This is a genomic window from Streptomyces changanensis (genome assembly GCF_024600715.1).
Lineage (GTDB): Bacteria > Actinomycetota > Actinomycetes > Streptomycetales > Streptomycetaceae > Streptomyces > Streptomyces changanensis.
In genome coordinates, this window is the sequence record NZ_CP102332.1 from 375,742 (window position 1) to 393,784 (window position 18,043).

Genomic DNA, 18,043 nt, shown 5'->3' on the forward strand with positions numbered 1-18,043 from the left:
GCAGGGGTCACCCGGAGGGGTGGTCGGGCCGGCCGTCGACCTCGCCGTGGTGTCGTGCCCGGGTCGCGAGGAGCCCGCCGAGGAGCCCGGCGACCGCACCCCACAGCAGTGCCAGGCCGGCAGTCGTCCACAGGTGCGGGTGGAGGGCCACGTGCCCACCGATGTCCTCGACCTCGAAGATGCCGAGCAGGGACAGGCCGAGCCGCGCGTCGAGCCGGGTCAGCGGGAGCACGACGAGCAGGGTGAGGGCGAACGCCACCGCGAGGTGCAGCGCGTGCCGCCACGGCCGGGTGCGGGTCGGCGAGCGCACCGCCGTCACCCAGCCGGCGACGAGGAGGAGGACCGCCGCCACGGGCAGCAGCCACCACGCGCGCTCGTCGTGCGCGGCGAGCGACCGCACGTCCAGGGTGGTGTTCCGGGGGCCACGCAGGACCTGGTCGAGGACGTGGGGCATGGGCAGGCCGAACGGCCCGTCGACCCGGCCGTCCCAGGACCCGCCGATCCCCAGGCCCAGGGCGAGCCACGCGACGTTCGGCAGGCCGAGGAGGAGTACGGCGAAGGTGTCGGCCGGGTGACCGCGCGTGGCGGCCACGAACAGCCCCGCGACGAGGCCGGCGACGACGTACGCGAGGAGCAGCAGGAGCATCGCGGACGCCGCCGGACGCACCGGCTCCTGGTAGCGCAGCAGGCGGGGCGGGAGCGGCGCGCGCCGGGAGACCAGCAGCGTCACGGCGAGGACGCCGAGCACCCAGAGGAGGCCGTAGAGGAGCGTGACGCCGGTGTCGGCGCGGAAGCCGATGGTCGGCGAGGCGTCGAGGAGCTCCCCGAAGAGGTCGGCGGGCGAGTCGGCCGGCAGCAGGTCGGTGAAGGTGTGCCGGGCCGTGGCGCTGAGCACGGCCAGCGCCACCAGCCAGAGGACGGCCGTGGCCGCCACCCGGGCGAGGAGCTCGCGCGCGGGGACGACGGCCCGGTGCCGCAGCGGCCGGACGAAGCCCGCTCCCAGGGTGAGGGCGCCGACGAGGGACACGGACAGCGGCATCGCCGTCAGTTCGGCGTCCGTGCGGGCGAGGTCGCCGGCGCCGCCCGCGATCCCGACGTCACCGCCCGCCGCCATGACGACGACGGCGGCGACGATCCGCGGGAAGGCGCCGCCCGGAAGGGCGGTCGCGCCCGCGGCCCACAGGCCGAGGGCGGCGGTGGCCGCCATCACGGCGACGGCGGCGAGCACGGCCACGAGGGCGTCCCCCACCCCGCGCACCGCCGGGCGCGCGCCGTCCGGTGGGGTGCCGCGCTCGGCGGCTCTCTGGCTGCTCACGCTGCCACGCTAGGCCCGTCGCGGGCGCTCGGCTTGCGGACGGCACCCGGACGGGGCACACAATGACGCGGAACGGAAGAAAGGGACGAATGTGAGCTCCGACCCCGCATCCGGCCGCCCCACGGGTCCCCCGTCGGGCCCGCTCTCCCACCCCAGCCCCGATCCCTCGGCCACCGGGCAGCCCCCTGCCCCGCCGCCACCCCCCACGGGCGGCGGTGGCGGCGGTGCCGGTGGCGGTGACGGCGGTACCGGCGGTGACGGGGGCGCGAGGCGCGGCGCGGGAGGCGGCCGAAGTGGCCGCCCCTGGTGGCGGTCCGTCCCGGTGGTGGCCTCCCTGGCGGGCGTGGTCGTCGCCGCGGTGGCGCTGGCGGTCGTGCTGTCGCGTCCCGACGAGGCCGAGGCCGCCGTCAACGCCGAGAGCGTCTCCTACCGGCCTCCCGACAGCTGGACGCCCAGCACCGCGACCTCGGCCAACCGCGGCGTCGAGCGGCTGCCGACGCAGCAGCGCCACCAGTACGCGGGATCGGCCCCCGAGCTGTACGGCGGCAGCGGCGACCGCGCGGCCTGCGACGTGGAGCGGCAGATCGCGTACCTGGAGTCCGACCCGGCCAAGACGCGCGCCTTCGCCTCGGTGCTCGGTGTGGCCCCGGAGTCCCTCCCCGGGCACCTGCGCGGACTGACGTCGGTCCAGCTGCGGTTGGACACCCTGGTCACCAACCACGGTTACCGGGACGGCCGGGCGCGGCCCTACCAGGCGGTCCTCCAGGCCGGGACGGCCGTCCTCATCGACGAGTACGGCGTACCGCGGGTGCGCTGCGCCTGCGGCAACCCGCTGGACCGGCCCCGCGTCCGACGGCCCGACGAGATCCGGGGGAAGACCTGGCCGGGCTTCCGGAAGGAGGAGATCGTGGTCGTCGTGCCGGCGCCGACGCCGGTGCCCACCTTCACCATCGTCGACGTGGGGAACGGCAAGCGCACCGAACGCCCCCACGCGGGCCGGACCAGCCCGTCGGCGAGCCCGGAGCGGCCCTCGTCGCCCTCGTCGCCCTCCTCACCCGCGTCGCCCGCGTCGCCCCCGGTGTCGCCGCGGACGCCGGAGCCCCCCGCGCCCCCGCCGTCGGAACCGCCGGTCTCCCCCGACCCGCCGTCCCCCGACACACCGCCGGACGAGCGGAGGGTGCCGGAGAGCCCGGGCGAGACCTCGCCCCCGGTCGCCCCGCCCCCCGAGCCGCCCTCCAGCCCCGGTTCGCCGTCCGACCGGACCGACACGGACACCAGCACGGACACGGACACGAGCACGGAGACCGGCACGAGTGCGGACACCGCACCCGATTCGGAGCCGGCCACCGGGGCCGGGGCGGCCGCGGTCGAGCTCCCGCGCGGCACCCGCTGACGGGCGACGCCGCCGGCCGCGGGTCCCCCACGACGGGGTCCCGCGTCCGGCGGCGGCACGGGCGGGCGCGCGGCGGACCCGGGCGGACACGGTCAGGCGCAGCCGGACACGGCCGGGCGCGAGCGGGCACAGTCCGGCGCGGCAGGCGCGGGCAGGCGCGGGCAGGCGCGGCAGCCGGCGCATCGACGCGGACGTACGGCGGAGTCACACGCCAGGACCGCGCGGCGGCCCGCCGGCCCGCCGGCCCGCGAAAGTACGCAAGGGCTCAGGCGGAGGCGCGGCGGACCAGTTCCGTCGGGAGGATGACCGCCGCCGGGTCCTCGCCGCCGATCAGGGCGAGCAGCACGCGGACCATCTCGGAGCTGATCCGGTCCCAGGGCTGGCGGATCGTGGTGAGGGCCGGCTCGGTCGCCGTCGCCGCGGGCGAGTCGTCGAACCCGCCGACCGCGACGTCCTCGGGCACCCGCCGTCCCGCCCGCTGCAGGGCGGTCAGCGCGCCCCGCGCCATCAGGTCGGACGCGACGAACAGGGCGTCCAGGTCGGGGACGCGGTCGAGCAGCCGGGCCGCGCAGGCCTCGCCGCCGGCCCGGCTGTAGTCACCGGTGGCGACGAGCCGTTCGTCGAGGGCGACGCCCGCCTCGGCGAGGACCTCCCGGTAGCCGCCGAGGCGGTCCACGCCGCCGGGGGTGTCGAGCGGACCGGTGATCGTGCCGATGCGGCGGCGTCCGAGGGACAGCAGGTGGCGGACCATGTACCGGGCGCCGTCGCGGTCGTCGGCGGCGACGTAACTGATCCTGGAAGCCTGTCCGATCGGCTTGCCGCACGCCACGAGGGGCACGCCCGCGTCACGCAGCCGCTCGGCGAGGGGGTCGCCGGAGTGGCTGGAGACGAGCAGGACCCCGTCGACGTGCCCGGCGGTGATGTAGCGGGTGATGCGCCGCCGTTCGGCCTCCGTCCCCGCGATCATCAGCAGGAGCGGGATGTCGTGCGCGGCGAGGGCCTGGGTGCAGCCGCGCAGCAGGACGTTGAAGTTGGGGTCCTCGAAGAACCGCTCCTGGGGTTCGGTCAGGAGGAAGCCCACCGAGTCCGAACGGCCCGTGATGAGGGAGCGGGCGTGCCGGTTGACGACGTACCCGGTCCGGCGGATGGCGGCGTTGACGGCCTCCTGCGCGGCGGGGCTGACGTAGTGCCCGCCGTTGAGGACGCGTGAGACCGTGCCCCGTGAGACGCCCGCCTCACGGGCCACGTCGTGGATCGTCGGCGGCCTGCGCCTGCCCCCCGTCTGCTGCATGGTCACGACTTTACGGCTCCCGACAGCAGGTCCAGGCTCCAGAACCGCTGGATGAAGAGGAACAGGGCGATCAGCGGCAGCAGGGCCAGCAGCGCCCCCGTGATGACCAGGGTGTAGAGGGCGGGGGTGTTGGAGCCCTGGGCGAGGAGCGTGTAGAGGCCGAGCGTCATCGGGAACTTCTCGTCGTCGCCGAGCATGATGTAGGGCAGCAGGAAGTTGTTCCAGATGGCCACGAACTGGAACAGGAAGATCGTCACCAGTCCGGGGGCCATCATCGGCACCCCGATGCGGGTGAAGACCCGCCACTCCCCCGCGCCGTCCATCCGGGCGGCCTCGACGACGTCGGTGGGCACGGCCGCCGCGGCGTAGATGCGGGCGAGGTAGACGCCGTACGGGGAGAGCAGCAACGGCAGCAGCACCGACAGGTAGGTGTCGGTGAGGTCCGCCTCGGCGAGCAGCAGGTACTGCGGGACGGCGAGGATCACCGGCGGTACGAGCACCCCGGCGAGGAGGACCTTGAAGAGGGCTTCGCGGCCGGGGAAGCGGTACAGCGCCAGCGCGTAGCCGGAGACGGCGGACACGGCGGTGGACAGGAGGGCGCCGAGACCGGCGTAGAAGGCGGAGTTGGCCATCCACCGCCAGTAGATGCCGTCGCGGTAGGCGTGCAGGTCGGTGAGGTTCTCGGTGAAGCCGGTGCCGGGCAGGAAGGTGAAGGTGGAGAAGAGTTCGCGGCCGGACTTGGTGGCGGCGACCACGACCCAGGCGGCCGGCAGCAGGCAGTACAGGGCGCCCAGGAGCAGGGTCGCGGTGGGCAGGAGGGCGACGCGGCGGCGGAGCGGGGGGCGCGGCGCGGCGGGCGGCGGTCCCTGGGCGGTGCCGGGGGTGGTGCCGGCGGCGGGGGCGGACTTGCGCTCGGCGAGGCCGATCATCGGGGTTCTCCCTGGGTGCGGCGGGAGTCGGCGACGCGGAGGAAGCCGAACGACAGGGCGAGCGTGACCACCGCGATGATCACGGCGGTGGCGGCGGCGGTGTGGAGGTCGCCGTTGCCGAAGGCGTCCTGGTAGACCTTCATCAGGGGGCTCCAGGTGGTGGAGACGGAGTTGGTGAGCGGCTTGAGGGTGGTCGGCTCGGCGAAGACCTGGAGCGTGGCGATGATCGAGAAGAAGAAGGTCAGCACCAGCGACGGCGCCACCATGGGGATCTTGACGCGGAGCGCGATCTGGAGCTGCGAGCAGCCGTCGAGCCGGGCCGCCTCGTACACCTCGGCGGGGATGGACCGCAGGGAGGTGTAGATGACGATCATGTTGAAGCCGGTGCCGCCCCAGACGGCGATGTTCGCCAGCGACAGGAACAGCGGTCCGCCGTCGAGCAGGTCGGGCCGCGGCAGCCCCGCCGCGTCGAGGACGTGGAAGAAGGGGCTGACGTCGGGCAGGTAGAGGAAGCCCCACAGGAGGGCGGCGATGACGCCGGGCACGGCGTACGGGAGGAAGATCGCCAGCCGGGTGAAGGGGGTGAGGCGGACCCGTTCGGCGTCGAGCAGCAGCGCGAACAGCAGGGCGAGGCCGAGCATGGTGGGGACGACGATGGCGCCGTAGCCGAGTACGCGCAGCGCGCCGTCGAGGAGTTCGGGGTCGGTGAGGGCGTCGGTGTAGTTGCCGAGTCCCGCCCACACCTCGCTGCGGGCGCCCTTGCCGAGGCCGAGGCCCTTGACCTCGACCTTGTGCAGGCTGAGCCAGACCGCGTAGCCGATGGGCAGGGCGAAGAAGAGCAGGAAGAGGACGGCGGCGGGGGCGAGGAAGGCGTACGGCGCGCCGCGGCCGCGCCGCCGCGCGCCGGTGCGGCGGGCGGCGGCCGTGGCGGCGGTGGTCGCCCCGGGGGCGGCGGTGGTCACTCGGCGACCTCGAATCCCTGCTTCCGCAGGTCGGCGACGGTGGTGTCGTGGACGGTGCGCAGTGCGGCGCCGAAGTCGGAGCGGTTCTTCGCGGCGCGGGCGAAGGCGTCGCGGAAGGCGGTGTAGGCGACGTTGACGTTCGGGCCCCAGGCGGAGGGGGCGGTGGTCCCCGCGATGGCGGCGGCACGCTCGTAGAAGTCCGGCTGGTCGGCGAAGAAGTCGGGGGCCTCGGCCAGGGCGCCGCCGGTCTGCGCGGCGGTGGCGGCCGGGTAGATGCCGCCTTCCTTCACGAGGGCGGCGAGAGCGGTGGGGTCGGTGTTGAGCCAGGTGACGAACCTGGCGGCGGCGGCCTTGTGCTTGCTGTCGTTGGTGACGGCGGTGGAGGAGCCGCCCCAGCTGCCGGTGGCCCGGGCGCCGGCGGTCCACTGCGGCAGCGGGGCCATCGCCCACTTGCCGCGGGTGTCGGGGGCGGCGGTGGTCAGGGTGCCGGGGGCCCACACGGCGCTGACCCAGGCGATCTGCTTGCCGGTGTTGAGGGCGTTGTTCCAGGCGGGGGTGTACATGGGCTGGTTGTCGACGGCGCCCTCCTCGACCAGGCCGCCCCAGAACTCCGCGACCTTGCGGGTGGCGGGGTCGTCGATGCCGACCTTCCACGTGTCGCCCTCGGTGGTCCACCAGCGGGCGCCGGCCTGCTGGGCGAGGCCGGCGAACAGGCCGGCGTCGTTGGCGGAGAAGGTGGTGAGGGACTTGTCCGGCGCCTTCTGCTTCAGGGCGCGGGCGGTCGCGGCGAACTGGTCCCAGGTGGTGGGGACGGTCAGGCCGTACTGCCGGAAGAGGTCCTGCCGGTAGTAGAACATCATGGGCCCGGAGTCCTGCGGCACGGCGTAGACGGCGTCCGTGCCGAGGGTCGTCTGCTGCCAGACGCCGGGGGCGAACTTCTTCTCGACGCCCGCGACCTCCCGGGATATGTCGGCGAGGACGTCGTTGCTGACGAGGGTGGGCAGGGCCTGGTACTCGGCCTGGACCAGGTCGGGGGCCTGGTGTGCCTTGGCGGCCGTGAGGATCTTGGTGACGAGGTCGTCGCCGGACGCCTGCTTCTTCACGGTGACGGTGATCCCGGCCTCCTTGCCGGGGCCCTCGTTCCACAGGGCCGCGACCTTGTCCATCCCGGGGGCCCACGCCCAGTAGGTGAGGGCGGCGGGGCCCGCCCCGGCCGCCGTCCCGTCGTCGCCGGACGAGCCGCAGGCGGTGAGGGCGGAGGCGCCGAGGAGGGCGGCGACGGATGAGGCCACGAGGCGGCGGCGCAGCGTGAACGGCATGGATGTTTCTCCCTGACCCGGGGCCCCCGGGTGTATCGCGGGGGCCTGCCAAGCTTCTGTGAGCGTTCACAGTAGAGAAACATTCGAGACACTTGTCAATGGTTGCTGCTGTGCGGTTATGTTGGCTTCGCGCTCACCATGGCGTCTGTGAACGTTCCCAGTCACACAGGATCCAGGAGATCACCCCATGCCGGATGCACCCCGGTCCCTGACACCGCTCGCCTTCGGTGCGGACTACAACCCCGAGCAGTGGCCGGAAAGCGTCTGGCGCGAGGACATGGCCCTGATGCAGGAGGCCGGGGTCACCATGGTGAGCGTCGGCATCTTCTCCTGGGCGCTCCTCGAACCGGAACCGGGCGTCCACGACTTCGGCTGGCTCGACCGGCTCCTCGACCTGCTGCACGACCACGGTGTGCGCGCCGACCTCGGCACGCCCACGATCTGCCCGCCGGCCTGGTTCTACCGCGCCCACCCCGACGCCCTGCCCGTCACCCGTGAGGGCGTGCGCCTCTCGTTCGGCTCGCGCGGCGCGATCTGCCACACCTCGCCCGCCTACCGGGCCGCCGCGGCCGACATCACCGAGCGGCTCGCCCGCCGCTACGCCGACCACCCGGCGCTGGCGCTGTGGCACGTCCACAACGAGTACGGCGTCCCCGTCTCCGCCTGCTACTGCGACACCTGCGCCGCCGCCTTCCGCGTCTGGCTGGCCGGGCGGTACGGCACGGTCGACGCGGTCAACGACGCCTGGGGCACCGCCTTCTGGGGACAGCGCTACGGCGACCTGGAGCAGATCACCCCGCCCCGGCTCACCCCCACGGTCGCCAACCCGGCCCAGCGGCTGGACTACCGGCGCTTCGCCGACGCCGCCATGCGGGAGAACTTCGTCGCCGAGCGCGACATCCTGCACCGGCACTCCCCCGGCGTCCCGGTGACCACCAACTTCATGACGGCGCTGAGTCAGTGCGACTCCGTCGACTACTGGGCCTGGGGCCGCGAGGTCGACCTGGTCACCAACGACCACTACCTGATCACCGACGGCCGGCGCACCCACGTCAACCTCGCCATGGCCGCCGACCTGACGCGCTCGGTGGCGGGCGGGGCGCCCTGGCTGCTGCTGGAGCACTCCACGAGCGGCGTCAACTGGCAGCCCCGCAACCCCGCGAAGGCGCCGGGCGAGATGGCGCGCAACTCCCTCGCCCACGTCGCACGCGGCTCCGACGGCGCGATGTTCTTCCAGTGGCGCCAGTCCCGGCGCGGCGCCGAGAAGTTCCACTCCGCGATGGTGCCGCACGCCGGCACCAACTCCCGCGTCTGGCGGGAGGTCGTACGGCTCGGCGCGGACGTGGGCGCGCTGGCGGAGGTCCGGGGCACGCGCACGGAGGCCGACGTCGCCGTGGTGTGGGACTGGCAGTCCTGGTGGGCGCAGCAGCTGGAGTGGCGCCCGAGCGAGGACCACGACGCCCGCGAGCGGGCCGACACCGCGTACGAGGCCCTGTACGACCGGCACCTGACCGTCGACTTCGCCGCGCCGGAGGCCGACCTCGGCGCCTACCCGCTGGTGGTGGTGCCCGCGCTGTATCTGACGACCCCCGCGGCGGGGCGCAACCTGCGCGCGTACGTGGAGGGCGGCGGCACGCTCGTCGTGTCGTACTTCTCCGGCATCGTCGACGAGCACGACGCCGTGCACGAGGGCCCCTACCCGGGCGCGCTGCGCGACGTGCTGGGGCTGACCGTCGAGGAGTTCTCCCCCCTGCTTCCCGGGGAGCGGGTCCGGCTCGCCCCACCGGCCGGCGGGGACGGCGGGGCCGGGGCGGCGCCGCCGGAGCTGACCGGCGACGTGTGGACCGAGTTCGTCGTGGAGCGCGGCGCGCGGACGGTGTGGGAGTACGCCGACGGACCCGCCGCCGGCCGGCCCGCCGTGACCCGCCACCGCCTCGGCGACGGCACCGCCTGGTACGTGTCGACCCGCCTCGACGCCGACGGGCTCGGCGCGGTCCTCGACCTGGCCGCCGCGGACGCGGGCATCGCCCCGCGCACCGCACTGGCCCGGGACGTGGAGGTGGTCCGCCGCAGCGGCGACTCCGGCCGCTTCGTCTTCGTGGTCAACCACACCCAGGCGGCGGCCGACGTGCCGCTGGAGGCGCCCGGCACCGAACTGCTCGGCGGCGCCCGCGTCGACGCCGCGCTGACCGTGCCCGCCGGGGCCGTGCGGGTCGTACGGCTCGACGGCTGACCGGCCCCCGGGCGGGCCCCGCAGGCGCCCGCCCCACCGACCCCGGCCCGGACGCACGAGGGGCGTCCGGGCCGGTCCCCCGCCCCCCTCACCCCGTCGAAGGGACGACGATGTTCCCAGCGAGCCGCCTGACCCGCACGGTGCGGGCCCTGTTCCTCCCCCTGGTCGCGGGCCTGGCCCTGACCGCCCCCGCCCCCGCCGCCCACGCCGCGGCCACGCTCGCCAACCCGGGCTTCGAGTCCGGCACGGCCGGCTGGTCCACCCGCTCGGCGACCGGGCACCACTCCGCGTCGTTCGTCGAGGCCGGCGGGCGCAGCGGCGCGTCCCGGCTGTCGCACTGGGCGTCCACCGCCTACCGGGTGGAGACGTACCAGAGTCTGACCGGCCTGGCGGACGGCCCGCACACGCTGACCGCCTGGGTGCGGTCCGGCGGCGGCCGGCACGCCGCTTACCTCTCCCTGCGCGACTGCGGTGCGCCCGAGCAGCGCACCGACCTGCCGGCCACCCCGGACGGGCGGTGGATGCGGATCGTCACCTCGGTGCGGGTCACGTCCGGCCGGTGCACGGTCGCCGTCACCTCCGACGCCCACGCGGGCGGCTGGATCAACGTCGACGACGTGACCTTGACCCCCGGCTCCACCGGGCTGTCCGTGCGGGGCGTCGACGTGTCGTCCCTGAAGAAGAGCGAGGACCTCGGCGGCGTCTACCGCGACGCCTCCGGCGCCCCCGCCGACGCGCTGGCCGTCCTGCGCGCGGCCGGCGCCGACCACGCGCGCCTCAAGGTGTGGGTGGACCCGGCGGACGGCTACCACGACAAGGCCCGCGTCCTGGAGACCGCCCGCCGCATCAAGGCCCGGGGCATGCGACTGCTGGTGGACTTCCACTACTCCGACACGTGGGCCGACCCCGGCGCCCAGACCAAGCCCGCCGCCTGGGCCTCCCACTCCTACGAGCAACTGCGCGCGGACGTGTACGACCACACCCGTGACGTGCTCGCCGCCCTCAAGGCGCAGGGCACCACGGCCGACATGGTGCAGATCGGCAACGAGACCAACACCGGCATGCTGTGGCCCGAGGGCTCGACCACCGACTGGTCACGGCTGGCGGGGCTGCTGAACGCGGGGGCCTCGGCCGCCAAGTCGGTCTCCTCCTCCACCCGGGTCGCCCTGCACCTGGCGCACGGCGGGGACAACGCCCTGTACCGGTGGTGGTTCGACGCCGCGACCGCGCACGGCGTGCGCTTCGACGTCATCGCGCTCTCCTTCTACGGCTACTGGCACGGCCCGCTCTCCGCGCTCCAGGCGAACCTGGACGACGTGTCGGCCCGGTACGGCAAGCCCGTCCTCGTCGTGGAGACGGCCTACCCGTTCCGGCTGGACGACGAGGACGGCCACGAGAACATCATCGACCGGACCGACGAGCTGGTCGACGGCTACCCGGCGACCCCGGCCGGCCAGGCGACCTGGCTGCGGGACGTCATGAACGTCGTGGAGGCCGTGCCGCACGGGCGCGGGCTGGGCGTCGTGTACTGGGAGCCGACGTGGACGGCCGTGCGGGGCAACGGGTGGGATCCGGCGGACCCGGCGTCCGGCAACGGCTGGGAGAACCAGGCGCTGTTCGACTACGCCGACCGGCCGCTGCCCGCGATGGCCTGGCTCCGCCACCGCTGAGCCCGACCGCGCGGCCTCGCGGCGACCCGCGCGGCCGCGCCACCGCTGGGGCACGCCCCTCCGGTGACCTGCGCGGCAGCCCCTCCGGCAGCCTTCGCCGTACCCCCTGCGGCGGCCCGGACGGCGTGTCGTCCGGGCCCGGACGGGGAGCGGGGGAGAATTTCCCCGGTCCCGACCGTGACCCCCGGGCGCCTCGGCAGTTGTTCTGGGCATGAAGAAGCGCAGCATGCTCGCCGTGGCGTCCCTGGCCGCCGGAGTCGTCACCGCCCTCGTCACCCCCTCCTCGCACGCCGTCGTCGGCGGCGGAGCCCTGCCCGACCCCGGTTCCCTGGTGGGCTCGGACACCGTCAGCTCCCTGATGGAGGGCGCCACGGACGACAACGCCGACTCCACCGCCCACGCGGGCGGCGAGACCGTACGGCACTGACACACCCCCTCCGCCGCGTGGCATGCCCGTGCCGCGCGGCGGAGCCGTGCCCGGGCCCGGGCGGGACCGGGCCGGGTCAGCCCGTCTCGTCGCCCGCCGCGGCACCGGACGACCGGGGCGCCGGGCCGGTGTTGATGACCGTCGCCAGCTGGGCCCGGGACCGCACGTCGAGCTTCTGGTAGATCCGGGTCAGCCGCGCCTCGACGGTCTTGACGCTGAGGTACAGCCGGGCTGCCGCCTCCTGGTTGCTCGCCCCCTGCCCCACCATCCGCGCCAGGCGCACCTCGGCCTCCGTGAGGCGCGCCAGGGCGCCGTCCCCCGTCGTGACCGCCTCCGTCCGGGCGGGGCTCTCCGCCACCAGGTCGAGCCAGGGCACGGCCCCGGCCCGTTCGAAGACGGCGGCCGCGGCGTGCAGCGCCTGCTGGGCCGCGGAGCGCCTGCGGCGGCGCCGCTCCACCCGCGCCAGGGCGATCAGGCAGCGTCCCTGCTCCAGGACGAGGCCGTGCGCGGCGAACCGTTCCGCCGTCTCCACCAGCAGACCGGCCGCCTCCTCCGACTTCCCGCCCGCCGCCAGGCACTGCGCGTAGGCACGGTCGCAGCCGAGCAGCACCGTCGTCCGGCCGAGGCGTTCGGCGACCGGGCCGACGTCGGCGAGGAGCGTCTCGGCCTCCTCCCGGGCGTCGTGGGCGAGCAGCGCCTCGGCCAGCTCCTCGTGCCAGCGCAGCATCGACGGGTCGACGCTCCCCTGGGCCCGCTCGCCCTCCCGCACCCGGCGCAGGGTCTCCAGGGCGCCGGCGACGTCGCCGGTCACCAGCTGGACCCGGCCGAGCGCGTAGAGGCTGCGCGAGAGGAAGACGTGGTCCCCCTCCTCCTCCGACGCCTGGGCGCTGCGCCGGGCGTAGCTCGCCGCGCGGGCGAAGGAGCCGCCCGCGGTCTCGGCGAGGGCGAGGGTGTACCAGGCGGGGCCGGGCGACAGCCCCGCCTCCAGGGTGAGGGCGAGGGACCGGTGGGCGTGCTGCAGGGCGGCGGCGCACTGTCCGCGGCGGGCCTCGACGGCGGCGAGGGTGTGGAGCAGTTCGATGGTGTCCTCGACCGGGCCGCGCCGCTCGACCAGCGGCAGCAGGGCGTTGACGCGGTCGCGGGCCTCGGTGAGCCGGTCGTCGAAGAGGGCGTGCCGGATGGTGAGGATCTGCGCGGCGTTGTGCACGCCGAGGGGCCGGTCGGCCGTCTCCAGGGCACGCGCCTCGGCGAGGGTCCGCTCGGCGTCGGGCGAGCCGAGGACGCGGTCCATGCGGGCCTGCTGGGTGAGGGCGCGGGCCGCGGTGTGCCGGTCGCCGACGGAGGTGGCGAGCGCGGCCGACTCGACGGCGGCGGCGCGGGCGCGGACCGGGTCGCCGTCGGCGAGGACGTGTTTGACGGCCAGGCGCAGCTGTACGGCGGCGCGGAGCGCGGGGTGGTCCTCGGAGTCCTCCATGGCGTGGACGTACAGCTCGTCGAGGTCGGTGAGGCCCTGCCCGGCGGTGTCGAGGACGGCGAGCCGCGCCCGTACCCGGTCCTCCGGGGAGGCGTCGCGGGCGAGCAGGTCGGCGGCGGCGCGCACGGCGAGGTCCGCGCGGGCGGCGCGGGCGGCCTCCTCGGCGGCGTCGGCGAGCCGCGCGATGCGGCGGCGGCCCAGGTGGACGGGGGTGGACTCGGCGGCGAGCAGGGCGAGTTCGGCGGCGAGGGCGCTGTTGCCCCGGCGGCGTACGGTCTCCACCGCGGCGGCGACCTCGGCGGCGAGCCGCTCGTCGGGCACGTCGGTGGCGAGCGCCCGGTGCCGTACCGCTTCGACGGGGTCGTCGACGACGCGGGCCAGGGCGGTGTGCGCCTCGCTGCGCTCGGTCCAGCAGGTGTCGTGGACGAGGGTCGTGGGGAGCAGTCCGGCGGTGAAGGTGACGGCGCCGTCCTCGGTGAGGGCGACGAGCCCGGCGCGTTCGGCGGCGGCCAGCTCCGCCTCGGCGGTCGGCCGGCCGGCGCGGCGCACCAGGGCGGCCGTGGGGCGCAGGGCGAGCGCGGCGAGCAGCAGCGCGGCGCGTACGGGCGGTGGCGCGGGGGCGAGCATGCGCCGGGCGAGGTCGCGGGCGCGTCCGGACAGGGGCAGCGCCTCCGCGTGGTGCACCGGGGTGCGGGAGTCGGCGAGGGAGCGGCCGACGGCGAGGGCGAGGCGGGGGTTGCCGCCGCTCGCCTTGTGGATGCGCCCCGCCATGCGGGAGGCCAGGCGGTGGTGGACCAGGAGTTCGGCGATCTCGTCCGCCTGGAGCGGCGGGACCAGCAGGACGTCGGCCTCGGAGGGCACCCACAGGGCGACGGGCGCGCCGTCGGCGCCGGCCTCGGGGTCGGCGCCGACGGCGCCCTGCTCCCGCCACGGACCGGTGCCCGGCTCGCCGTAGGGGGCGTCGGGGCCGTAGGGGGCGGGTGTCTCGACGGCGAGGACGCGCAGGTCCGGCGGGGCGAGGTGGAGGGCGAAGCGGAGGAGGTCCGCGCTGTCGGGGTCGACGTGGCGGGTGTCGTCGACGACGAGGAGGACGGGTCCCTTGTCGGCGAGGGTGCGCAGGACGCGGGCGAGGCCGAGCCGCAGGGCGATGGGGTCCCGGCCGGTGTCCGGGGCGGCGGCCTCGCGGCAGAGCACCGCGACGGCGGCGCGCTGCGGTCCGGGCAGGCCGTCGAGCGCGGAGGGCGGCACGGAGGCGACGAGCGCGGCGGCGGCCGCGCCGGGCATGTCCCGGTCGGCGGGCTGCGGGGCGAGCCACAGGACCGTCTCGCCACGGGCCGCCGCCTCGGCGGCGGCCGCCTGGGCGACCTCGGTCTTGCCGACGCCGGCCGGTCCGGTGAGGACGGCGCGGCCCCGGGTGTGCAGGGTGCGGTCGAGACGGTCGAGGAGGTGCGCACGCCCGACCGGCGCGGCGCGGTACGGCGTCGTCCTCATGTGCCACCACCCTCCGGCGCGTGGGCCCCGCCCGCACGCGGCGGGCCCCCTGCCCGCGCCCTGTGAGGATACGAAGTAGGGGCGGGGAGTCCAGGGCCGGTGTCCGGCATGTGGACGTCGGGCACCGCTCACAGAACCGGGCGTGCCCCCGGCGGAACGCCGGGGGCACGCCTTTGACCTGCGGTGATGCGAATCGGACCGGGGTCTCAGAAGGTGAGACTCCAGGAGTCGATGTATCCGGTGTCACCCGTGGCGACGTCGCGGACCTGGAGCTTCCACGTGCCGTTGGCGACCTCGGAGGAGGCGTCGACGGTGTAGGTGGCGAGGACGTTGTCGGCGGAGTCGCTGCCGCTGGAGCCCTTGAGCCGGTAGGCGGTGCCGTCGGGGGCGACGAGGTCCACGACCAGGTCGCCGCGGTAGGTGTGCTTGATGTCCACGGCCGCCTTGAGGGTGGCGGGGGCGTTGCCGGTGACACCGGTGACGGCGATCGGGGAGGTGACGGTCGCGTTGTCCGAGATCGTCACGTCGGCCGCGTTGGTGAAGGTGGCGCCGCCGGGGGTGGTGGCCCCGCCGCCGGTGACGGCCTCGACCGTCTTCGCGGCGTCGGCGATGCCGGTGCCGCAGCCGCCGGAGCAGGTGCCGGGCAGCGGTCGGGCGTTGCCCTTGATCGCGGACTCGATCTGGGCCGGGGTCAGGGTCGACTTGGCCGACTTGAGCAGCGCGGCGAGCCCGGCGATGTGCGGGGCGGCCATGGAGGTGCCCTGGTAGGGCTTGTAGTTCTCCAGCGACTGGGTGGTGGTGCCGGCGTTCAGCGTGGAGAGGATGCCGTTCTCCGGGGTGGTGACGGTGCCGGGCGTGTCGGTGGCGCGGCGGGTCTCACCGCCCGGGGCGGAGACGTCGATGATGGTGCCGTAGTTCGAGTAGTACGAACGGTTGCCCTCGCGGCTGGTGGACGCCACGTTGATGACGTTCGCGCAGTTGGCGGGCGTGAAGCCGGACGCGTTGGCGTTGCTGTTGCCGGCCGCGACGACGACGGTGGCCCCCCGTGCGACCGCCCCGTCGATGGCGGTCTTGTAGACGGTCGGGCAGGTCGAGCTGGCGCCGCCGAGGCTCATGTTGATGACCTTGGCCGGGTTCGGGTTCACCGGGATGCCGGGGACGCTGCCGCCGGAGGCCCAGGTGATCGCGTCGGCGATGTCCGAGGACGAGCCGCCGCACTTGCCGAGCACGCGGACGTGCTGGACCTTCGCCCCGTACGCGATGCCGGCGATGCCCTTGGCGTTGTGGGTCACCGCGCCGATGGTGCCCGCGACGTGCGTGCCGTGCCAGGAGGAGTTGCTCGCGCGGGAGCCGGTGCCGCACTCGCCGTCGGTGGCGTTCCAGTCGCCCTCGTCCTTGGGGTCGGCGTCGCGGCCGTTGCCGTCGCGGGCGTCGGCCGAGGTGGAGATGAAGTCGTAGCCGGCGACCGTGTTGGCGGCCAGGTCCGTGTGGGCCGCGTAGCCGGTGTCGATGACGGCGACGGTGACACCGCTGCCGGTGGTCTTGTCCCAGGCGCCGGGCACGTTCATGCCGCCGGTGGGCTCGAAGAGGTCCCACTGCTTGGCGTAGTCGGCGTCGTTGGGGGTGACGGCCATCGGGTAGGCGCGGATGTCGGCCTCGACGGAGGCGACGGCCGGGTCGGCGCGGAAGGCGTCCATGACCTCGGAGACGTCCTGCCGGGTCGGCGCGGTGCCGAGGTCGACGAGCGCGCCACCGCCGGCGAGGCGGCGTTCGAAGGAGAGGCGCTCGCCGGTCTCGGCGGCCTTCTCGGCGGTGTCGGTCTTCGCGGCGGTGTTCGACGTGGCCTCCGCCGTACGCGCCTTGTAGGTCACGATGACCTTCTCGACGGGCGCCGTCGGCGTGGTGGTGGCCGGGTTCATGGCCTGCGAGGCCGGCGCGGCCGGCTTCGGGGAGGGGGTGGCCTCCGCGGCGAGCGCCACCGCGGAGGTGGCCGTGACGCCGAGGATCGTGGCACTCGCTGCCACGACGGATATGAGTCTCCGCCTGGAACCGTTCAAGGTGTTCCCTTTCAAGGGGCGTCTCCGGCGACTCCCGGAGCAGCTGACGGTGCGGAGCGCGGGCGGCGGCGCGGGACTCTGGCTGCTTGTGGGGTGCCTCCACAGTCCCTGGGGCCGGGTGCGCCCCCCGCGCCGCCGCCGGCGCGACGGCCTCGTCATCGGGGCCGTCCCCGGTGGTGCCCTCCTGGGGTCGCACGCATGGGGTTGCATGCACCTGACATTCACGTGTCAGAGGGGGGAACCACCGGTGCGGGAACAGTAGGGAAACGCGCCATGAAGCCGATACGGGGAAAACCCTTGTCACCCACGGGCGGGGGGTGGCGGGGGGCGGGGGTACCCCCGCCGGGGGCGCCGCGCACCAGGCGTTTCCCGCCGCGCCGCCCCGGCGCGGTGCGCCGCGGCGAGGGTACCGGCGGCCACCGCGGGGCCCGTGTACCGGCCACCCGCCCCGTGTCCGCCGTCGGTCGGCGGCGGCCGACGGGCGGGCCCCGCCCCCGGCCACCGCAGGCGCGGCCGTCCGCGGCCGGCCGGTACGGCGGTCCGGCCCGGGCGCGGCCGTCCGCGGCCGGCCGGTACGGCGGTCCGGCCCCCACCGGCCCGGCGCCCGCTCCGGCATCGCCCACGTGACGCCCCGTCGACCGGCGCACGCGCAGCCGGCCCCCACCGGTGCGGCCGGCAGGGCACCGCCGACCGCATACGGATCGGGAGGAACCCGCCCCTGTCGGTCAGTACCTGGACGACCGTCATGGACCGGCACGGTCCGACGTCGGTCCGCCGGGACGGTGATCACCGCCCGGACACCCCGCTCGCGCGGGTGCTCGCGGACGGCGCGTGATGAGTACGCCCTGTCGGCCGCCCCCGCCTGTCCTGGTGCGGGACCGTCCGCGTCGGCGGGGACCACGCAGGGGGGCCGTCACCTGCGCGCCGGCGGGTGCCGCACCGATCTGTCCGGCGCAGGGACGGACGAAGGCAAGGGGACAGACGAAGGCAAGGGGACGGACGAAGGCGAGGAGGCGGACGAAGGCGAGGAGGCGGCGGTGCGCGTCGGCGGCGAGGTGCGTCGCCGTGACCGGTCCACCGCGGGAACGACCGATGGCGAGCCCGTCCGGCTGGTCGGCCGTGGCCCCTCCCGACGGGCCCCGTCTCTCCACGGGCCCCGTCCTTCACCGGGCCCCGTCCGGCCGGCCTTCGCCGGCTGCACGGCGACGTACCGCGCTGGCTGGGGCTCGCGCGGCGGCAGGCCCGGCCCCGCCCGAGTGGACCGGCAGCCGAGCGGCTTCCACGGCCCGCTCTCCGCCCCCATGGAGGCGGCCGTGCCCGCGAGGCGTTGTGCGAGCGGCACCCCGCCCCGACGGGTCCACCCCTTCGACCACGACCGTCCCCCACCGGGGCGGCGCTCACCGAGGGGCGCACCCGAACCGCGACCGCCTCCCACCATCGGATGATCCGCAAGAAGACGGCCCGGCCCCCCGTGCGGCCGGG

The 18,043-nt window shown here is 75.5% G+C and carries 11 protein-coding genes; 4 read left to right on the top strand and 7 right to left on the bottom strand.

The window, feature by feature from the left end; translation table 11 throughout:
- Window positions 1-7: 7 nt before the first annotated feature.
- A complete protein-coding gene (locus NRO40_RS01620; RefSeq protein WP_058945523.1) occupies window positions 8-1,315 on the bottom strand; it encodes a streptophobe family protein in 1,308 nt (435 codons plus the stop codon).
- A gap of 325 nt (window positions 1,316-1,640) precedes the next feature.
- Here NRO40_RS01620 and NRO40_RS01625 point away from each other — a divergent pair, with 325 nt between their 5' ends.
- Entirely contained in the window at window positions 1,641-2,708 is a 1,068-nt protein-coding gene (locus NRO40_RS01625) for a DUF6777 domain-containing protein (RefSeq protein ID WP_257375311.1), read from the top strand.
- Window positions 2,709-2,973: 265 nt separating this feature from the next.
- On the opposite strand, the gene NRO40_RS01630 is transcribed toward NRO40_RS01625, so the two are convergent.
- From NRO40_RS01630 to NRO40_RS01645, 4 genes are read right to left on the bottom strand one after another with little or no spacing between them, the layout of a single operon-like run.
- Window positions 2,974-4,005 carry a LacI family DNA-binding transcriptional regulator gene (locus tag NRO40_RS01630; RefSeq protein WP_058941876.1) on the bottom strand — a complete coding sequence of 344 codons (1,032 nt, stop codon included), beginning with the start codon at window positions 4,003-4,005 and terminating at the stop codon, window positions 2,974-2,976.
- Window positions 4,002-4,928, bottom strand: coding sequence for a carbohydrate ABC transporter permease (locus tag NRO40_RS01635; RefSeq protein WP_058941877.1), 927 nt, complete (start codon window positions 4,926-4,928; stop codon window positions 4,002-4,004). Before NRO40_RS01635 ends, NRO40_RS01630 begins: the two co-directional genes overlap by 4 nt.
- Window positions 4,925-5,890, bottom strand: a complete 966-nt coding sequence (locus NRO40_RS01640) for a carbohydrate ABC transporter permease (RefSeq protein ID WP_058941878.1) — start codon at window positions 5,888-5,890, stop codon at window positions 4,925-4,927. Before NRO40_RS01640 ends, NRO40_RS01635 begins: the two co-directional genes overlap by 4 nt.
- Window positions 5,887-7,209 carry an ABC transporter substrate-binding protein gene (locus NRO40_RS01645; protein ID WP_257375312.1) on the bottom strand — a complete coding sequence of 441 codons (1,323 nt, stop codon included), beginning with the start codon at window positions 7,207-7,209 and terminating at the stop codon, window positions 5,887-5,889. The genes NRO40_RS01640 and NRO40_RS01645 overlap by 4 nt, the downstream gene beginning before the upstream one ends.
- Window positions 7,210-7,396: 187 nt before the next feature.
- Here NRO40_RS01645 and NRO40_RS01650 point away from each other — a divergent pair, with 187 nt between their 5' ends.
- From NRO40_RS01650 to NRO40_RS01660, 3 genes are all read left to right on the top strand, one after another.
- The gene (locus NRO40_RS01650) at window positions 7,397-9,442 is read left to right on the top strand and encodes a beta-galactosidase (RefSeq protein ID WP_058941879.1); all 2,046 of its coding nucleotides are present in this window, start codon (window positions 7,397-7,399) and stop codon (window positions 9,440-9,442) included.
- Window positions 9,443-9,552: 110 nt separating this feature from the next.
- Entirely contained in the window at window positions 9,553-11,112 is a 1,560-nt protein-coding gene (locus NRO40_RS01655; protein ID WP_058941880.1) for a glycoside hydrolase family 53 protein, read from the top strand.
- A 211-nt stretch (window positions 11,113-11,323) separates the two neighbouring features.
- Complete coding sequence (locus NRO40_RS01660; RefSeq protein ID WP_058941881.1) at window positions 11,324-11,539, top strand: hypothetical protein; 216 nt, start codon at window positions 11,324-11,326, stop codon at window positions 11,537-11,539.
- 76 nt (window positions 11,540-11,615) lie between these two features.
- Here the strand turns inward: NRO40_RS01660 and NRO40_RS01665 are convergent, their stop codons facing one another.
- Window positions 11,616-14,504, bottom strand: coding sequence for a helix-turn-helix transcriptional regulator (locus NRO40_RS01665; RefSeq protein ID WP_058941882.1), 2,889 nt, complete (start codon window positions 14,502-14,504; stop codon window positions 11,616-11,618).
- Between the two features lie 206 nt (window positions 14,505-14,710).
- Window positions 14,711-16,528 (bottom strand): S8 family peptidase, encoded by a 1,818-nt coding sequence (locus tag NRO40_RS01670; RefSeq protein WP_198549316.1) that lies wholly within the window; start codon window positions 16,526-16,528, stop codon window positions 14,711-14,713.
- Window positions 16,529-18,043: the final 1,515 nt, after the last annotated feature.